This window comes from Caballeronia sp. DA-9, from assembly GCF_051615025.1.
In the GTDB taxonomy this organism is placed as follows: Bacteria; Pseudomonadota; Gammaproteobacteria; order Burkholderiales; family Burkholderiaceae; genus Caballeronia; species Caballeronia sordidicola.
In genome coordinates this window covers 3470739-3486960 of the sequence record NZ_CP195133.1, presented here as the reverse complement: position 1 = coordinate 3486960, position 16222 = coordinate 3470739, and the positions used below count along the sequence as shown (strand labels likewise).

Here is a 16222-nt window from a genome sequence, read left to right as displayed (position 1 = left end):
GGTATCGACGGCTTTTCTCATTGTCTCGGCGTCTAGGGACGATCAATGATCGATAAAAATCGACTTATTTCTTTGCCTTACCAAATGTTTTAATTATTATTCGCATGTCCGCTCGGATGAACGGCAAGCGTCTCCGCACGATGTACACGGGCATTTGGACGTAAATTCCCAAAACTTCGGGGAGAATCCAATTGCCGAGTGTCATTTTCGCGTGGTAAAAGGAGGCAGCAACGCTTTGCCGTTTGACGGCGGGTGGCGCTACCAAACGGAATTACGTCTCTTCTAGGAAAATCAGCAAATGGCAACAGGTATTGTGAAGTGGTTTAATGATGCGAAGGGTTTTGGCTTCATCACGCCGGACGGCGGTGGTGACGACCTGTTCGCGCACTTCTCGGAAATCCGCACGGAAGGCTTCAAAACCCTGCAGGAAAACCAGAAAGTGAGCTACGAAGCGAAGCAAGGCCCGAAGGGTCTGCAAGCATCGAACATCCAGCCGCTGTAATTCGCTACAGCTAGCTTGATTGCATGACTGAATGGCCCGCTTCGGCGGGCCATTTTTTATGGTTTTTATGGTGCGGGTCCCAGTTCTACCCGAGTCAGGGTGCAGCATCGATAGCAAGCGGCGCCGGCGCGACCGCCGTGACTTTTTCCGGGAAGAGCCGCGGATACAACGCCCCCGCGATAAACGCGCCAATAATCGGCGCCACCCAGAATAGCCAGAGTTGTCCCAGCGCCGCGCCGCCCGCGAAGAGCGCAGGTCCGGTCGAGCGCGCCGGGTTGACCGACGTATTCGTGACCGGAATGGATATCAGGTGAATCAGCGTCAGGCACAGGCCAATTGCGAGCGGCGCGAATCCGGAAATTGCGCGGCCATCGGTTGTACCCAGAATGACAAGTACGAAAAAGAACGTCATCACGACTTCGCAGATCAAGGCGGCGGTCATCGAGTAGCCGCCGGGCGAGCGCGCGCCGTAACCATTGGTGGCGAAGCCGCTGGCGGCGGCGTCGAATCCCGGTACGCCCGATGCAATCAGATACAGCACGAATGCGCCGAGCATTGCGCCAATCACCTGCGCAACAATGTACGGCAGGAGTTCCCTGGGCGGAAAGCGGCCTGCGACCGAAAGGCCAATGCTGACTGCCGGATTCAGATGGGCGCCCGAAATATGGCCGAGTGCATAAGCCATGGTCAGCACGGTTAATCCGAATGCCAGCGATACCCCCACAAAACCAATTCCAATACCCGGGAATTTTGCGGCAAGCACCGCACTCCCGCATCCGCCAATTACTAGCCAAAACGTGCCAAATAATTCCGCAGTGAGACGTTGGTGTAATCGCATGATGTGCCTTCCATTAGTTTTAACGGTTTGCGATATAAGCCGGCAGACTGCTTCAACTGACTTTCTGTTGGCCGACACTATTTTCCTTCGATGATCGGCCTTGTAGCTAGTCGTACTGACTATTTGTCTGCTGACTCGGGGTTAGTGAATAGGAGCTCCCGGTTACGCAATTAGTGTAGGTCAGGGATTTTAAAAATCGACCACATCAACATGTCTTTTCCAATGTTCACGACTGCTGTGCTGGCTCTCAGACGTGAAAGTCCGCCGCCATGTCTTCGTCGGTGCGTGCGAGTAGCCGGCCGCTTCTGCAGGCCTGGGTGAAAAGATCGAAGTCTCGCTCGACCTGATCCGCGTAGGCCGTCGAATAAGAGACGAGTGCTTCTGTCATCTGGCTGCCTTGTCCGCAATACGCGCTGATCTCGATCGCCTTGCCGCTCGCCTTTGCATGCGCACGCGCAAGGATCCAGCCGCATAGGCGTGCGTAGCCTTCGAGTACATCGACATCGAACAATTCGATATTCGCCGACAGCTTCATGTCACGCAGTTGACGGAAATAAAAATGACGCCCGGAAGGACCCGTACCCCAGCCAAGGAAGATATCGCTGGCGGCCTGCATCACGCGTTGACCGCGAACCACGCGTTCTCCGGCATGGGCGAGCTTCTCTGCCTCGAAGTGCTGCTCGATTACCGACAGGCGCGCCTCCTTGATCTGCAGGAACATGGGTTTGCCGAGTTCGTCCATCATGAGCAGCACGAGGCATCGGGTTCCAACACTGCCTACACCCACTACCTTGAAGGCCAGATCCTGCGCGGTGAAATGGCGCAGCAGCGCGCGGCGGTCGTGCGCGAGCGTCTTCACGTATTGCGCGAACATGCGCTTGATCACTGCTTCCCAGTTGCCGAGCTTGAACCAGTCATCGTCTGAATCGAACAGGGTGTTGGCGCCGTGAATATGGAACATGCCTGGAGGCATGTCGCGCAGGGTCCAATTCTCGCCGTCGAACTCGGCGACCTTTTCGAGCATGCTTTCGTGCGTGCGGCTCGCGGCTTTTTCCATTCCCTTGCGCAGGAGACGCCTGCGTTCAGGAGTGACAGCCGTATCCAGCATCCGTTCGAACGTGATGCGCTCATACCAGAGTTCGAGCGCGCTGAAATCCGCGTATTCACGCATCCGGGTCTGGTATTGCGCGACCACGGTCTCGACCAGTTTCTCCGCAGCCAGCCGGCTCAGGCGCATGTGGCGCGCCGCCACCATGAAGCTTGCCGTCAACCGTTTCAGGTCCCATTCCCACGGGCCGAGAGCGACCTCATCGAAATCGTTGAGATCGAAGATGAGCTGGCGCTCGGGCGTCGCGAATCCGCCAAAGTTCATCAGATGCGCATCGCCGCAGATGGGCAAGACGAGCCCCGTGCTTGGGCTCTTGCCGAGATCATTTGCCTGCAGGATTGCGCTACCCCTGAAGAACGAAAATGGCGATGCCATCATCCGTCCGTATCGGAGTGGGACCAGCCGGTTCACGCGCCCGAGGCTGCTCTGTTCGAGCAATTCCACTGGATCGCGGTCGATCTTGCCGAGCTTCGCGTGCGCGGACCGGCCCATGTTTTCCCGATACGCCTTGCCCATTGCGATGCGCGACGCCAGCTTGCTTTCACCCGCCATTAACGCCTCTCTTGCCGGGCTTGTGATCGACGTCCGGGCCTTCGTCTCGATGGCCGCTCATTTGACTGGAGCGCCATTGCGGGTCACGAGAACGGCGGTTGCCTCCACAAACTCCGCCCGCACGCTATCGCCCACTTTGATGTCTTTAAGCGGCACGTCCGGACCGACGCGCAACGTGTCCGTTTTGTATGGACCGCGAAGCGTAATGGTCCGATGCGCCTGATCGACCTTCTGGACGGTCGCGACAACCTGTACGCGGCGCGCCGTGGCGGTCGATCCGCCGGATTCAGGAACGGCCGCAGTCTCGACAATCCGCTCGCGTATGCCGTCGGACTTCACCTTGGTCGCACGCACGAGCAGGGCATTTTCATAGCGGATATCGACGGTGTCGCCGAGTTGCAGCTTGCCGACATCCGCTATGTCCGGGTTGACCGCGACGTTCACGATTTTTCCGCTCTTGCCTCGCAGGGCGACGCTGTTCGACGCGGTATCGATACCGACGACCTGCGCCTGTGTCTCGGCGGTCGCGGCCGCGCCAATGCCGTCGGGCCCGACGCTCGATGCCGCCGTTTGCGCCATTGCGGGCGCCGCGAACAGAGCGCAGACGATTAGAGCAGTTCGTGCAACGTGCATGCTGAACGAGGGCGTGCGGTAATGACTTTTCATATGTAGTTCCTATGCAGAGTGTGACGGATGAGTGATGAGTGGCGCAGCGTTGCTCGCTGTATTGCTTACCTGCGAGACTTCGACAAAAGGTGACCAAGGCCCAGATTGGTTGCGATTTGCCAGATATAGACGCGCGAGTAGCGCACGCCATATCGCGTTTCGATGAGCGAGCGCAGGCGCGCGTTTGTCCAGGCGTCGCTGTCGAAGCCGTGGACTTTCGCCGGGCCCTGCAACGCCGCCGATATCCATTCGAGCGCGTGTTGATCAAGCGCTGAGGATCGGCCGCCAACGCCCAGCTGCCGCAATGCATCGAGGCCGCCCGCGTCGATAAGCGCCTTGTAGCGCCTGACCGTTGCCAGGGACAAGTGAAGCTCTTCGGCCACGTTCTCCACTGAGGCTCCGTCAAGCAGCATTTGGCCCGCTGTCATCCGGCGCACAACGCTAGGCAGGTTTTCGGGCTGAGAAAGCATCTGTGCGAATGTCCTTGTCTTCAGGAATGCACGGTGGTCGTCGCCGCTTGTTTCTATCTCCGCTTCGTCGCAGTTTCTGGATCTCATACTGAAACAGTCCAGCGATTCGTTTTGATTCAGAGAGAATCAATACGAGAAGACAATTGGAAATTTAATAATTTACTAGATAATTAATAACTATTTGCTCTACTCATTGGCGTTATGGTTCTAATGGGTTCAATGTTTTCACCAATATCTCGTTTCACGCGATTTGGGGCGATCTCGGAGAAATTTTTTTGCTTGATATTCCGTCCGAATTTGCCTATCGAGAGATGAAGTTTAAAACCGTGTCGAATGTTTGCTAACGTTTTCTGAAACACTTTGATCATTTGAATTAAGACCGGGTACCGTTACAAAATAAGTTTGGCAAACCAGAAAACGTTTGCTAGCATCCGCTACAAACGTAAGCCAAAAAGTGCTGCGCGAGGCCGGAATCCGTCGGACCCGTCCACACCTGCCTTCGCCCTGAGAGGATTTATGCATGGCCTTTACTCGCTCAGGCGTATAGCCTGAGCCGCATCACCGCGTTGATTAGCGGAGACTGATTTTATGGAATCACTTCAATCCCTCTCCTGAGTTGGAGGGATCAATTCGCATAGTTGAAATGAAAGCGTCGTTTGATTAACGCTTTTGGGCTAACTATGCGCTTCGGTTTTTAAATCGGAAAAACCATGCGTGTTCATCCGTCGAAAATTGTCCGATCGTTCTGTAACAGTTCGATTGTCGCAATATTGTCGAGGTCCGCGCTCGGGAAAAGCAGCGCGCACAATCTTAATAAAAGCAATAATGCGCCGATTCTTGCTGCGTCATTAAATGCTCAAAATCACCATGCGGCAAGCGTCTTTGGCGCGAATGCCCGCACAAAAGATTTTTCTTCCGCGCCCAATCCTGCTCTGGGATCAAACGGTTCAATCCGCGTACCGCAAATATTGCGCGCGCAAACGAGACTACAAAACAAAGCGGCGTTATTGCATCCGGCGAGCGGGAAGCTCCATCGCACCAATTGTTTTTCGAGGTCGTCATGAAAACATCCTATCTGGCAATAGCTGCCACGCTTACCGTCGCCACACACGCGGCGCTTGCCCAGAAGCCGGCGGTTTATCCCGCGCATGGGCAAAGCGCCAGCAAACAGTCACAGGACGATGGCGCGTGCTACGCATGGGCAAAACAGAACACGGGCATTGATCCCGCGGTGGTCGCGGGCACGCCGCCTCCGCCGCAAGGGCCCACAGGTGCGCGAGTAGGCGGCGCTGCGCGGGGCGCTGCGGCGGGCGCACTCATCGGCGATGTCAACCATAACGATCCCGGACACGGCGCAGCGGTCGGGGCGACGGCGGGCGCCGTGGCGGGCGGGGTGCGCAGCCGCCGTCAGCACGCGGCGCAAGCGCAGAACGCACAGGCTAATACGCAGTCCGAAATGAATACCTACTGGCGCTCATATGGCGCCTGCATGCAGGGACGTGGTTATACCGTCCAATAGGTGACAGGTGAGGCGCTAGAAAAAACGAGCACAAAGATGGTTGACGAATTTGATGTGCTCAACCGGCCGAAGGGGAATGCCGTCGAGCTCTCGGTCGGTGCCACTTTCCAGTAAGGAGGACGATGTGCCAAGCCGTAAGCCTCAAACCGCGCGTGCTGCGCTTGCCGTTGCGTGTGCCGCTGCGTGCGTCGCATACGGCGTCAGCGTGACGAACGCGATCGCGCAGTCAAGCCCAACCCCCGCGAGCAGCACCGCCGCGACCGCACAGCCCGAGCGCCAGCAAAAGGCACTCGATGCACTGGGCGCCATGTCGCAGTACCTGCGCTCGCTGAATCGGTTCGATGTCACCGCGTCCACGTCAACCGATGCCGTGCTCGATAGCGGCCAGACCCTTGCCTTCCTTCACGAGACCGATCTCAAGGTGGAGCGCCCCAATCGCATGAGGGCGGACGTCACGGGCAGCCGTGCGCCAAAAGGCCTGATCTACGATGGCCGGCATTTCACGATCTTCAATACGGCGGAAGGCTATTACTCGACGAACCCCGCGCCCCCGTCGAACGATTTGCTCGTGCGTGAATTATCGACGACCTACAACATCGATACTCCGCTTGCCGACCTGTTCTATTGGGGCAACGGCAAGGTGGACGACGTCACGCTGACTTCTGCTTTGTTTCTTGGACTGGAGCGCGTGGATACTCGCTGGTGCAACCATTATGCGTACCAGCAGAGCGGGGCCGACTGGGAGATATGGATCCAGAGCGGATCGAGGCCGCTGCCATGCCGCATGGCGATTGTCGATACATCGCAGAGTGCGCGTCCTCGGCATGTCGCGACTTATCACTGGAAGATCAATCCGGAATTCCCGGCATCGACCTTTACTTTCCGGCCGGCGGCGAACGCGAAGGCTATTGAACTCAAGCCTGCTTCGCGCACGCCGTTTGAGGGGAGTGAATGATGTTTCGCACCAGACAACTTGCGGTTGCCGGCATTGCCGGCGTTTTCCTCGCGACATCCATAAGCGTGCACGCATTCGGTTTTCGCGGCGGCGCGCGCACGAGTATCCACGCGCCACCCGGTGGCGGTTTTAATGGCGGCGGAGGAGGCTTTCACGGCGGCGCTCCTCGAAGCGGGATGCAAGGCGGGATGCAAGGCGGCCATGCGGGCGGCGGCGCGGCGCATGGCGGCAACGTTGGCGACAGTCACGGCGGCGGAAGCAGTCACAACAGCGGCGGCGGGGGCGGCAGTCATAACAGCGGCGGCGGTGATCACAACAACGGTGGTAGCAGCGGCGGTGGCGGCCACAACAATGGCGGCGGCAACAACAGTCACCACGACGACCACGATGACCACCACCACGACGATGACCACCACCACGACGACGATCACCATGACGACGACCACCATCATGACGACGATCATCATCACGATGATGATCACTACCACGACGGCTGGTACGTCGACCCGGTCGCGGTTGGTGTAGCGGTGGGCGTGACCACGGCGGTTGTCGTCGGCGCGACGGTGGCTACATTGCCGCCAAGCTGTTCGAGCGTGATTGTCAACGGCATTGCTTACCAGCATTGCGGTCCGAACTGGTATCAGCCGCAGTACTACGGGACACAAGTGCAGTACATCGTGGTAACCGCTCCCAGGTAAGTTGCTTCAACGCCCAGCCGGTCTTCGCCAATCGATATCGATACCGGCTGGGTTTCCTTGGCGTCACGGTGCGGAGTGCTTATCGTTTTTCTGAAACGTGATTGGCATGAATTGACGCGCATCCTGACGATGAATCTTGATCAACCGGAGATAGGTATGGACTCGAATCCGCTGGCTCTTGTCATCCGGGCTCTAGAACGGGCCGCATTACAAAGTACGGTGCTGCCGTACAAACGCTTTCACGTGCTGTTTCCGCGTACGGTTCCGCTAACGCGCCGCTATGAAGTGCTCGACGCCGCGCTGCGATCGCTCAATGATGCGCCCGACATCGATTATGGTGTGCTGCTCGCGTGCGACAACGGCTTGCCCGGTCCGGAGTTTTTCCGCCGATATCAAAAGCACAGATGGGACACGTATGTTGCCGCGATGGGTGACCCGCGATTCAAGAGCGCGACGCTCAAGGGCAAGCGCGAACTGGTGGCGGCCGAACGCCAGAGGGTGCATCTGCATGCAATGCGCGCGCGTCATCAGGAGCGGGAGCAGCAGTGTGCGTGAGCACGTCGTGTAAGACGGTTTCAGCGGTTCCGGGGTGTGCGATGTTCGCGGCCGGCGTCGAGCCCGGCCGCATTCCCGCTAACCGCCATTCCCTACGAACCACCGATAATACGGATTGTCCGCATCGTCGCGCATGACGTTGCGGATATTCGCTTGCCACGCACCCCGATCACCACGATACGCATTGATCCCGGCATCATAGAAAGTGTGCAATGTCCGATATTCCGCTTGCATGGCGTTGGTGAAGACTTCGTCCGCGCCTTTGAGCGGCGGCTGCGCGCGCAATGCCAGCAAATGTGTCAGCACATTCGGAAACTCCTTCGAGCGCACCCATGCGGCGTATTCGATCGCCGGACGATCGTCGGTGACGGGCGGGGCGTCAGCGGCGTAATATGCAAGTCCCGCGCGATCCGTGATCCAGGTGGCGAGGAGCGCCGCTGGCGAAGCAATGCCAACCTCACGCAACGCTGCTGCAACCGAGGGTCGCTCAAAGCGTGAAGTAATGCGTGGGATGTCGAGTTCGATGGGCTGCATCGATCCTATCAGCATCATTTCGTGTAACTCGGTGGTCCAGAGCGTGGCATACGGAAATACATCGACGAAGCTCTTGATCAACGCGCGCGTGTCGTCTTCATTTTGCGTCGGCAAGGGCAGCCATTGCGCGACGAGACCGCTGTCCCGCAAGCGCGACGCGGTAAGCCTGTAGAAATCCGAAGAGTACAGATTGACCACGCCCGCTGCGGACGGCGGCGGCGGTTCCAGCGTAATCAGGTCGTAGCGCTGCGGGTTGCGCAGCAGTTCGCGACGGCCATCGTGAAGACGGATTTCGATGCGCGGGTCCGTGCTCATGCCGTAATTGCCCTTGAACTGCGGCGCAGCCGCAACGACCGCCGGCAGCAGTTCGGCCACGACGCGTTGCTCGAGTCCGGGGTAGGGCAGCAGTGCACCGGCAGTGATCCCCGTACCCAATCCGATCACCAGCGCCGAACGGGGCTCACCGCGATGAATCAGCAGCGGCAACATTGCTTGCAGGCGCATGTAGCGCAGTGACGTCATTGCGTCGCCGGAGTTGGAAACACCTTGTATGTAGAGGCGCTTGAAGTGGTTATCGCCAGCGTTCTGTGTGACGACCGCAACTGTCCCGCCTTCGCTTTCCGCATAGAAAGAGAGTTCGCCGCCGCGTGCTTTGGCGAGCATGGACGCGAGCCGGTCGGGAGGCGCCAGCAGCGCGGCGCCGAGCGCGGCGACGGCGAGTGCGAACACGCTCCATCGAAGGTTCGAGCGCTTGCCCGCCGCGCATGTCACCGCGATCACGCCAACCATGCTCGCCGCGAGTGCGAGCGCGGCGAGCGTATGAACGAGCCCGAGCAGCGGCACGAGGACAAAACCCGCAATCAAGGTCCCCGCTATGCCGCCCGCCGTATTCACCGCGACGATCATGCCGACTCCGCGCCCGACCTTGCGGGCATCGACGCTCAGACGCAGCGCGAACGGAAACGCCGCGCCCAGCAGCAAGGTGGGAACGAACACCATGCAAAAGCCCGCCAGCGCGAAGCGCGCGCACATTGCGGCGAGCATGCTGCCGGTCGCGCTGAACACCATGCTTGATACCTGCGCCTGCCCGCGCAGCAACCATTCGCCGAGCAACGCGATTTCGAGCAACGCAACAAGTCCCGCCGCGACGATCAGAAACGCAAATGCACTCCACGGATCGCGGGCGCGGTCAGCGTGACGAGATACGAGCGCGCTGCCGAGCACGAGACCGAAAAGATAGGTAGCCAGAACGATGGAAAACGCGAAGCTTCGTGTGCTGATGAACTGGACGATAGCCTGCGACCAGACTACTTCGTATCCCAAAGCAATGCCGCCTGCGACCGCGTACAGCACGAGTGCGAGACGTGCGCGTCCGATACCTTCGAAAGGTTCCGCCTTTCGTGTTTCAACAGGTCCGCGATCCGATATCCGTTGGCTGAGGAGGAAGGAAAGCATCGCCGCCGCGGCATTGAGCGCGGCAGCAACAATGGCGCTGCCTTGCACGCCAAATGACGGAATGAGAATGAACGGAGCCGCAAGCGTTCCCGCAATCGCGCCTGCAGTGTTCACCGCATACAAGCGCCCTCCCGCTCTCCCAACATGACCGGCCCGGGGTGCGAGGGCGCGCATCAGGACGGGAAGGGTTCCGCCCATCAGAATGGCGGGAACGCCGACGAGCGCGAAGGGAAGCACCCACGCCAGCATGCCGATGTGATCCTGCATCGCAGCGAACGGCCACCCAGCGCGAGCGAGTGCGAACGTGGCGCCGACCGCCAGTATCATTGCGGACAACTCAAGATACGCGTACACGCGCAGCGGTTGTTTTTGTTGATCGGCAAGACGTCCGAACAACCAGCCGCCTAACGCAAGGCCTGCAAAAAACGCGCTGACACCCGCTGTCACCGCCTGCACTTCCGCGCCGACCACAAGCGCGAGTTGCTTGATCCAGAGCACCTGATAAATCAGCGATGCCGCGCCCGATACAAACAACAACAGCGCAGCCCAGCCAATGTGCAACGAAGAACCGCCGCGCTCGCCGGGGTGGCTCACAGAAAGCGATTCAGTTCGACGCGGCGCGTGTTCGCGTTTATTGCGATGTTGCGCCTTGGCACGCGTGGCAAGCGTCTGGGTCATGTGCGGCTCGGCAAATGAGCCGCGTGCGTCGGCTTTGAAACCGGCGGACGCGGCGGATGGAAGCGTCTACTCCAGACCGCGCTTCTTGAACGACTCGTCGATCTTCTTATCGACCTGCCTGCGCACGCCGTCTACGCTGAAGCTCGCCGGCCGCTGGCTTGGCGGGTATGCCACGAAGGTCTGCAGGAACGCCGAGGCCTTCAACGTAGCGATTCCCGTCAGGTATGCGTTCTTCACGACCCAATCGTTGTATTGATCCGACGTGATGTCCGCGCGCTCGTAGGGATCCATGCGCAAGTTGAAGATCTTCGGCAAGCGCAAGCAGACAAGCGGGTCCTGCCAGATGTTCAAATTACCCTTTGCCCGCTGCTCGCAGAATACGGCCTTCCACGCCATGCCCTCCGAATCCCAGCGCATGGCGACAAGCTGGCCGTCGTCATCGAAGTAATAGAACTCCGTGCGTGCGCCCTTGGGCGACTTGCCAGTGATATACGGCAACTGGTTGAAGCCATCGAGATGGTTCTTGAAACTGGCCCCGCCAGTTTTCGGCGACCACCCTTTCAGTAGCCGATCCTTCACGCCACCATCGCCAGCCGCGGCGAGCAAGGTCGGGAACCAGTCGAGCCCGGAGAACATATCGTTCGCCACCGCACCCGGCTTGATGACGCCTGGCCATCGAACCATTGCAGGGACTCGGAACGCGCCTTCCCAGTTCGAGTCTTTCTCGCTGCGAAATGGCGTGGTAGCGGCGTCCGGCCAGGAGAACTGGTTGGGTCCGTTGTCCGTCGTGTAGATAACGATGGTGTTCTTCGCGATATTCAAGTCATCCAGCAGCTTGAGCAGCTTGCCAACGTCCTGATCGTGCTCCCACATGCCGTCGGCGTACTCGTTTCCGCGCATGCCGCTCTTACCCTTGAACTCCGGACGCACATGAGTGAAGACGTGCATGCGCGTGAAGTTCATCCACACGAAGAACGGCGTACCCGCCTTGGCCTGCTTCGTGATGAAGTCGGCGGCTTTCTGGCCGGTTTCATCGTCGATGGTTTCCATCCGTTTTTCGTTGAGCGGACCCGTGTCTTCGACCTTGCCGTCAGCGGTGCTGTGAATCACGCCACGCGGAGAAAAGTTCTTGACGTAAGGGTCGTTCTTGTCGGTTGGCCAGTAGTCGCGGTCGGGTTCTTCTTCCGCATTCAGGTGATACAGGTTGCCGTAGAACTCGTCGAAACCATGGTTGGTCGGAAGGTACTCGTTCTTGTCGCCAAGATGATTCTTGCCGAACTGGCCGGTCGCGTAACCCAGCGGCTTGAGCGCCTGCGCAATCGTAATGTCGCCTTTTTGCAGGCCAACAGGTGCGCCCGGTGCGCCGACTTTCGACAACCCGGTACGCAGCGGACTCTGGCCTGTAATGAACGACGAGCGCCCGGCCGTGCAACTGTTCTCCGCATAGTAGTCCGTGAACATCATGCCTTCCGCCGCGATCCGGTCGATGTTCGGCGTCTTGTAGCCCACCACGCCGTGCGAATAGGCGCTGATATTCGTCTGGCCGACATCGTCGCCGAAGATCACCAGAATGTTCGGCTTGGACGAACTTTGGCTGGCAGGTTTGGCCGTGCTCGTTGCAGCGGGTGCGGCAGGTTTGACCGCGCCCTGCGTCTGCGCGGTCAATCTGGTGGGCGGCATCACCAGTGCAACAATTGCGGCGAGGGCGACAAGCGACACCCCCAGGGCATAGCGCCCTTTTCGAAAGAACGGTCTCATCGTGTTGCTCCATGACGTTGTTGCCAGTCACTGCTTCTCGTTCATAAAACGATGCCGCATGACCTGATCGATCGCGTGTCGCTTGCCGATCGTTTTTGCTGCTGCTTACCACTACTTATTGCTGATGTTTCGCAGGCGGATAGATGGTCTGCCAGTCGTCCTTCATGCTTACTACGGTCCAGCCGTTTGCCACGGCTTCGTCCCAGGCTTTATCGAGCTTGCCGATCTTCGATTGGCGGTCATACGCGAACTCGCGGGCGGCATCGTCGTGATGCACCAGCAGCGCGAGATGCGGACCCGTTCCTGCCGCCGTGTACTGCAGCATCTGAAGGTCTCCATCTGAATTGCCGAACGCGAGGATCGGTTTGCGCCCGATGTTCCGGTAGATGCCGACGGGCTTGCCCGGACCGTCATCGACGAAATCGAGCTTCGGCATGCGCGTGAGCGTGGGCTTGCCATTGACCAGCTCGTACTTCACAACCTGACTCGATCCAATGACTTGCTCGGGCGGTATGCCATAAACTTTCTCCGCCCACGGACGCATGAATTCGATCGTTCCGCCCGAAACAATAAAGGTCTTGAATCCGTTCGCCCGCAAATAGCGGAGCAGTTCGAGCTGCGGCTGGTACACGAGCTCCGTGTAAGGACGATCGAATTTCGGATGCCGCGCTGTTGCAAGCCATTCGCGGATGGTCTTGTCGTAGTCATCCACGCTCATACCGCTGTTCGCGATCGCGACCAGTTGCAGCAACTCTTTTTGATGACTCGCGAGCGCGCCGTAATCCTTGTCTGCCAGCGCCTTGAACGCCGGGTTGTTTTTCCATTCCGGATGGCTCGGCGCCGCTGCCTTGACCTGATCCAGCAAGAAGACGAACTGGAAGTACAACGGCTGTTCGCTCCACAACGTGCCATCGTTATCGAATACGGCAATACGGTCGGCCGCCGGTACGAAATCCGGCGAGCCTTCGCGCGTGACGTCCGCCACGAACCTAGTGATGCTCTGCTTGGCAGGGCCGTCCCTCCATGACGGGAGCGCGCCGGATGCCGCCACTGGCGCCGTGCCGCTTGCCTGGTCTTGGCCCGCGCAGCCCGCGAGGCAGAGCGCGACAAGTGCTGCGCCAGCGCATCCGGAGATGCGGGTCAGCCATTGGCGTCGGGTAAGAAGATGCATCAAGCGTGTCCATCCGAGGTAATGCGGTTCCCTGACCGGAGAAAACAGCGTTTTGGATCGCGCTATGGCGTGGCTCGCTGCATGGGTATGTTCAGCCGCCAGGGATATCGGCGCGTGCCAACTGCTGGCGTTTATGCAGATCCGCCCAGGTGCTCTCGTCCATGACGAGCCTGAAACCGAGATGCGACATGCTGTTATAAGGATCGGTGCCGCGCCGCGCGCTTGGCCGGTAACTCAGGCAATAGTCTTCGTTGCACAGAAAAGAACCGCCGCGCGTGACCCGCTTGGGTGCGGCCACCGGCACCCCGGCATCGGCCGGATCCCACGAATCCCTGGGCCCCACAGGGTTCTCGATCACGCCCGCACTCGTCGCCTCGCGCCTGAACTGATCCGCCCGGTACCAGTCCGCAACCCATTGCCACGCGTTGCCGGTCATGTCGGAGAGGCCGTAGCCATTGGCCGGGAACGTTCCGACAGGACTCGTTCCCACCGCACCGCCCGCCTTGGGATTGACGACCGGGAAGGACTGCGGCTGCTGGCCTTGCCAAACATTGGCCATCTGCTTGCCACCGGGCGCGAACTGGTTGCCCCATGCATAGGTGGCCTGCTCAAGACCGCCTCGTGCGGCGAATTCCCACTCCGCCTCGGTAGGCAGGCGCTTGCCAGCCCACTTCGCATAGGCCTGCGCGTCTTCATACGAAACCTGCACGACCGGGTGATCGTCTTTTCCCGCGATGCTGCTGTCCGGACCTGTCGGATGGCGCCAGTCCGCGCCGGGCACATAGCGCCACCAGCGCGAATAATCTTCCAGCGGCACAGGCTCACCCGTGCCGACAAAAACCATCGCGCCCACTACCAACGCGCTGTCAGGCGGTCGCGGCGTGCCCGGCGGAAGTTGAACTTTCAACGTGTCCCAATCGGGCTTTTTCTCCGCAGTCGTGACGTAGCCGGTTGCTTTCACAAACGCGGCGAACTGGGCATTGGTGACATGATGACGATCCATCCAGAAGCCATGCACGCGTACCTTATGCGCCGGACGTTCGTTGGCCTGCGCCTGCTTTGAGTCGCTTCCCATCTCGAACTGACCGCCCGGAACCCACGCCATTTCGAGCGGACCGCGGGAACCGTCGCCGAAAACAATCTGCGGGTGGGGCGTCTCGTGCGACTTCACGGCCAGACTGACGGCCGCGCCCACGACTGCCGGCGCGAAAACTAGCAACGCACCCCAAACAACCAGCTTCCGATAAGACCTGGCAATGCGCGATGGTCGCTGACCGGTGTTTGCAGTGATTGATTTGGCCGAAACGGGCTTGCGTACGCTCATGGCTTGTTCTCTCGCACGGGTTCGACGTCTTGTGTCGACCAACGTCAAACGTTCCGCAGGTTTTTGAATATTCGGCGGATGAAATTACAGATTTCCATTACGAAAATTAAATTAGCATTTCTAATAATTTGAATTTAACCATTGAAAATGCCGGCTTTATTCGTGGCGGCAATCTCTCGCCCCGAGGTTTCTTTCGAGGAGAAAAAAGAAGCGGAAGATTTCGGCGCACGCTCCATCGCGCCCGCTTAAAGAGGCGCTTTAAGCGATGCCCATTCCATTTTGCTGTTCTGACGTCGCCGTCATCAGTAGTCACCAATCTCATATTTGCCAAGCGCAAGCAACAACTTTTCCGCGACATTTGGTGGATTTTTCAGGAGCCGCTGAATCTTTGACGAAGCGCGCCGCGTGCATTAACGTCCATAAGGACAAGCGGTAACAGCCTGAGCACCGGAAGTGAAACGATCAGGGGATTAAAAACCATGCGTGAAACGATCCTGCGCTTCGAGGCCAGTGTTTGCGAGGCAATAGTCGGCCAGGAAGCCGTGGTTCGCCAGATCCTGATAGCGCTTCTTGCCGACGGTCACGTGCTGCTCGAAAGCTTGCCCGGTCTCGCGAAGACGCGCACGGTCAAGGCGATCGCAACTCGGCTGGCGGCGAGCATGAGCCGCATCCAGTTCACGCCTGACTTGCTTCCATCAGACATCACTGGCGCCGAGACCCTGTTGCAATCCGGCTCGGAAAGAACGCTGAGCTTCCAGCCCGGACCCTTATTCGGCAACCTGATTCTGGCCGATGAAATCAATCGCGCGCCCGCCAAGGTCCAGTCGGCGTTGCTGGAAGCAATGGAAGAGCGGCAGATATCGGTTGCGGGAAAAACGCACAGGATGCCTGAACTGTTCCTGGTCATGGCAACGCAAAATCCAATAGAACAGGAAGGAACGTATCCGCTGCCTGAAGCGCAGATGGACCGTTTTCTCTTCAAGGTGCTGATCACGTATCCGTCGCCGGAGAGCGAGCGCGAGATGTTGCGGATGCTCAGGCGCGAAAGCAACGACGTGCCCCGGATCACAGAGACGCTCTCGCAGGATGTCATCTTCGCGGTGCGCCGTGCCGTTCGGCAAATCACAGTTTCGCCTGCTATTGACGAATACATCGTGTCGCTTATCAACGCAACGCGGCATGGCGGAGAGATCGATCCGGATCTCGGCAAGTGGATCGAGGTTGGCGCAAGTCCGCGCGGCGCGATTGGCCTTGACCGCGCGAGCCGCGTGCACGCGTGGCTGCAGGGTCGTACCTACGTCACGCCCGACGATGTCCGCGCCGTTATCCATCCTGTGCTGCGTCACCGGCTGATTCTTTCCTACGATGCCAACGCTGACAACATCGGCGCTGACCGCGTGATCGAGCGTCTCATCGAACGTGTTGCCGTACCAGCGTAA

General features: G+C 59.0%; 15 protein-coding genes. 6 read left to right on the top strand and 9 right to left on the bottom strand.

Annotation, left to right across the window (positions count from 1 at the left end):
- Positions 1-298: 298 nt before the first annotated feature.
- Positions 299-502 carry a cold-shock protein gene (locus ACRWA7_RS32310; RefSeq protein WP_056364527.1) on the top strand — a complete coding sequence of 68 codons (204 nt, stop codon included), beginning with the start codon at positions 299-301 and terminating at the stop codon, positions 500-502.
- A gap of 94 nt (positions 503-596) precedes the next feature.
- On the opposite strand, the gene aqpZ is transcribed toward ACRWA7_RS32310, so the two are convergent.
- From aqpZ to ACRWA7_RS32285, 5 genes are all read right to left on the bottom strand, one after another.
- Positions 597-1340 (bottom strand): aquaporin Z, encoded by a 744-nt coding sequence (gene aqpZ / locus ACRWA7_RS32305; protein WP_438394737.1) that lies wholly within the window; start codon positions 1338-1340, stop codon positions 597-599.
- 247 nt (positions 1341-1587) lie between these two features.
- Positions 1588-3000, bottom strand: a complete 1413-nt coding sequence (locus ACRWA7_RS32300) for a DUF2252 domain-containing protein (protein ID WP_060857707.1) — start codon at positions 2998-3000, stop codon at positions 1588-1590.
- A gap of 57 nt (positions 3001-3057) precedes the next feature.
- Positions 3058-3666 (bottom strand): copper-binding protein, encoded by a 609-nt coding sequence (locus ACRWA7_RS32295; protein WP_063493263.1) that lies wholly within the window; start codon positions 3664-3666, stop codon positions 3058-3060.
- Between the two features lie 65 nt (positions 3667-3731).
- Positions 3732-4223, bottom strand: a complete 492-nt coding sequence (locus tag ACRWA7_RS32290; protein ID WP_244164165.1) for a helix-turn-helix domain-containing protein — start codon at positions 4221-4223, stop codon at positions 3732-3734.
- A 723-nt stretch (positions 4224-4946) separates the two neighbouring features.
- Entirely contained in the window at positions 4947-5198 is a 252-nt protein-coding gene (locus ACRWA7_RS32285) for a hypothetical protein (RefSeq protein WP_438394735.1), read from the bottom strand.
- Between ACRWA7_RS32285 and ACRWA7_RS32280 the strand changes: the two genes are divergently transcribed.
- From ACRWA7_RS32280 to ACRWA7_RS32265, 4 genes are all read left to right on the top strand, one after another.
- Positions 5197-5655, top strand: coding sequence for a glycine zipper domain-containing protein (locus ACRWA7_RS32280; protein WP_060857788.1), 459 nt, complete (start codon positions 5197-5199; stop codon positions 5653-5655). The two genes, ACRWA7_RS32285 and ACRWA7_RS32280, sit on opposite strands and share 2 nt — an antisense overlap.
- A 124-nt stretch (positions 5656-5779) precedes the next feature.
- Positions 5780-6610 (top strand): DUF2092 domain-containing protein, encoded by an 831-nt coding sequence (locus ACRWA7_RS32275; protein WP_438394733.1) that lies wholly within the window; start codon positions 5780-5782, stop codon positions 6608-6610.
- Positions 6610-7308, top strand: coding sequence for a hypothetical protein (locus ACRWA7_RS32270; RefSeq protein WP_438394731.1), 699 nt, complete (start codon positions 6610-6612; stop codon positions 7306-7308). The genes ACRWA7_RS32275 and ACRWA7_RS32270 overlap by 1 nt, the downstream gene beginning before the upstream one ends.
- A 156-nt stretch (positions 7309-7464) precedes the next feature.
- Positions 7465-7863 (top strand): hypothetical protein, encoded by a 399-nt coding sequence (locus ACRWA7_RS32265; RefSeq protein WP_060857710.1) that lies wholly within the window; start codon positions 7465-7467, stop codon positions 7861-7863.
- 78 nt (positions 7864-7941) lie between these two features.
- On the opposite strand, the gene ACRWA7_RS32260 is transcribed toward ACRWA7_RS32265, so the two are convergent.
- The 4 genes from ACRWA7_RS32260 to ACRWA7_RS32245 form a co-directional block, all read right to left on the bottom strand.
- Entirely contained in the window at positions 7942-10530 is a 2589-nt protein-coding gene (locus ACRWA7_RS32260) for a fused MFS/spermidine synthase (protein ID WP_438394729.1), read from the bottom strand.
- A gap of 66 nt (positions 10531-10596) precedes the next feature.
- Entirely contained in the window at positions 10597-12288 is a 1692-nt protein-coding gene (locus tag ACRWA7_RS32255) for an arylsulfatase (RefSeq protein ID WP_438394728.1), read from the bottom strand.
- A 115-nt stretch (positions 12289-12403) separates the two neighbouring features.
- The gene (locus ACRWA7_RS32250) at positions 12404-13459 is read right to left on the bottom strand and encodes an HAD family hydrolase (protein ID WP_438394727.1); all 1056 of its coding nucleotides are present in this window, start codon (positions 13457-13459) and stop codon (positions 12404-12406) included.
- Between the two features lie 91 nt (positions 13460-13550).
- Entirely contained in the window at positions 13551-14783 is a 1233-nt protein-coding gene (locus ACRWA7_RS32245; RefSeq protein ID WP_438394726.1) for a formylglycine-generating enzyme family protein, read from the bottom strand.
- A gap of 479 nt (positions 14784-15262) precedes the next feature.
- Here ACRWA7_RS32245 and ACRWA7_RS32240 point away from each other — a divergent pair, with 479 nt between their 5' ends.
- Complete coding sequence (locus tag ACRWA7_RS32240; RefSeq protein ID WP_438394725.1) at positions 15263-16222, top strand: AAA family ATPase; 960 nt, start codon at positions 15263-15265, stop codon at positions 16220-16222.

What these genes read in the sequence shown, in the direction of transcription:
- ACRWA7_RS32310 (WP_056364527.1), top strand. Translation starts at nt 299, where the DNA reads ATGGCAACAGGTATTGTGAAGTGGTTTAATGATGCGAAGGGTTTTGGC.
- aqpZ (WP_438394737.1), bottom strand. Translation starts at nt 1,340, where the DNA reads ATGCGATTACACCAACGTCTCACTGCGGAATTATTTGGCACGTTTTGG.
- ACRWA7_RS32300 (WP_060857707.1), bottom strand. Translation starts at nt 3,000, where the DNA reads ATGGCGGGTGAAAGCAAGCTGGCGTCGCGCATCGCAATGGGCAAGGCG.
- ACRWA7_RS32295 (WP_063493263.1), bottom strand. Translation starts at nt 3,666, where the DNA reads ATGAAAAGTCATTACCGCACGCCCTCGTTCAGCATGCACGTTGCACGA.
- ACRWA7_RS32290 (WP_244164165.1), bottom strand. Translation starts at nt 4,223, where the DNA reads ATGAGATCCAGAAACTGCGACGAAGCGGAGATAGAAACAAGCGGCGAC.
- ACRWA7_RS32280 (WP_060857788.1), top strand. Translation starts at nt 5,197, where the DNA reads ATGAAAACATCCTATCTGGCAATAGCTGCCACGCTTACCGTCGCCACA.
- ACRWA7_RS32285 (WP_438394735.1), bottom strand. Translation starts at nt 5,198, where the DNA reads ATGACGACCTCGAAAAACAATTGGTGCGATGGAGCTTCCCGCTCGCCG.
- ACRWA7_RS32270 (WP_438394731.1), top strand. Translation starts at nt 6,610, where the DNA reads ATGTTTCGCACCAGACAACTTGCGGTTGCCGGCATTGCCGGCGTTTTC.
- ACRWA7_RS32265 (WP_060857710.1), top strand. Translation starts at nt 7,465, where the DNA reads ATGGACTCGAATCCGCTGGCTCTTGTCATCCGGGCTCTAGAACGGGCC.
- ACRWA7_RS32260 (WP_438394729.1), bottom strand. Translation starts at nt 10,530, where the DNA reads ATGACCCAGACGCTTGCCACGCGTGCCAAGGCGCAACATCGCAATAAA.
- ACRWA7_RS32255 (WP_438394728.1), bottom strand. Translation starts at nt 12,288, where the DNA reads ATGAGACCGTTCTTTCGAAAAGGGCGCTATGCCCTGGGGGTGTCGCTT.
- ACRWA7_RS32250 (WP_438394727.1), bottom strand. Translation starts at nt 13,459, where the DNA reads ATGCATCTTCTTACCCGACGCCAATGGCTGACCCGCATCTCCGGATGC.
- ACRWA7_RS32245 (WP_438394726.1), bottom strand. Translation starts at nt 14,783, where the DNA reads ATGAGCGTACGCAAGCCCGTTTCGGCCAAATCAATCACTGCAAACACC.
- ACRWA7_RS32240 (WP_438394725.1), top strand. Translation starts at nt 15,263, where the DNA reads ATGCGTGAAACGATCCTGCGCTTCGAGGCCAGTGTTTGCGAGGCAATA.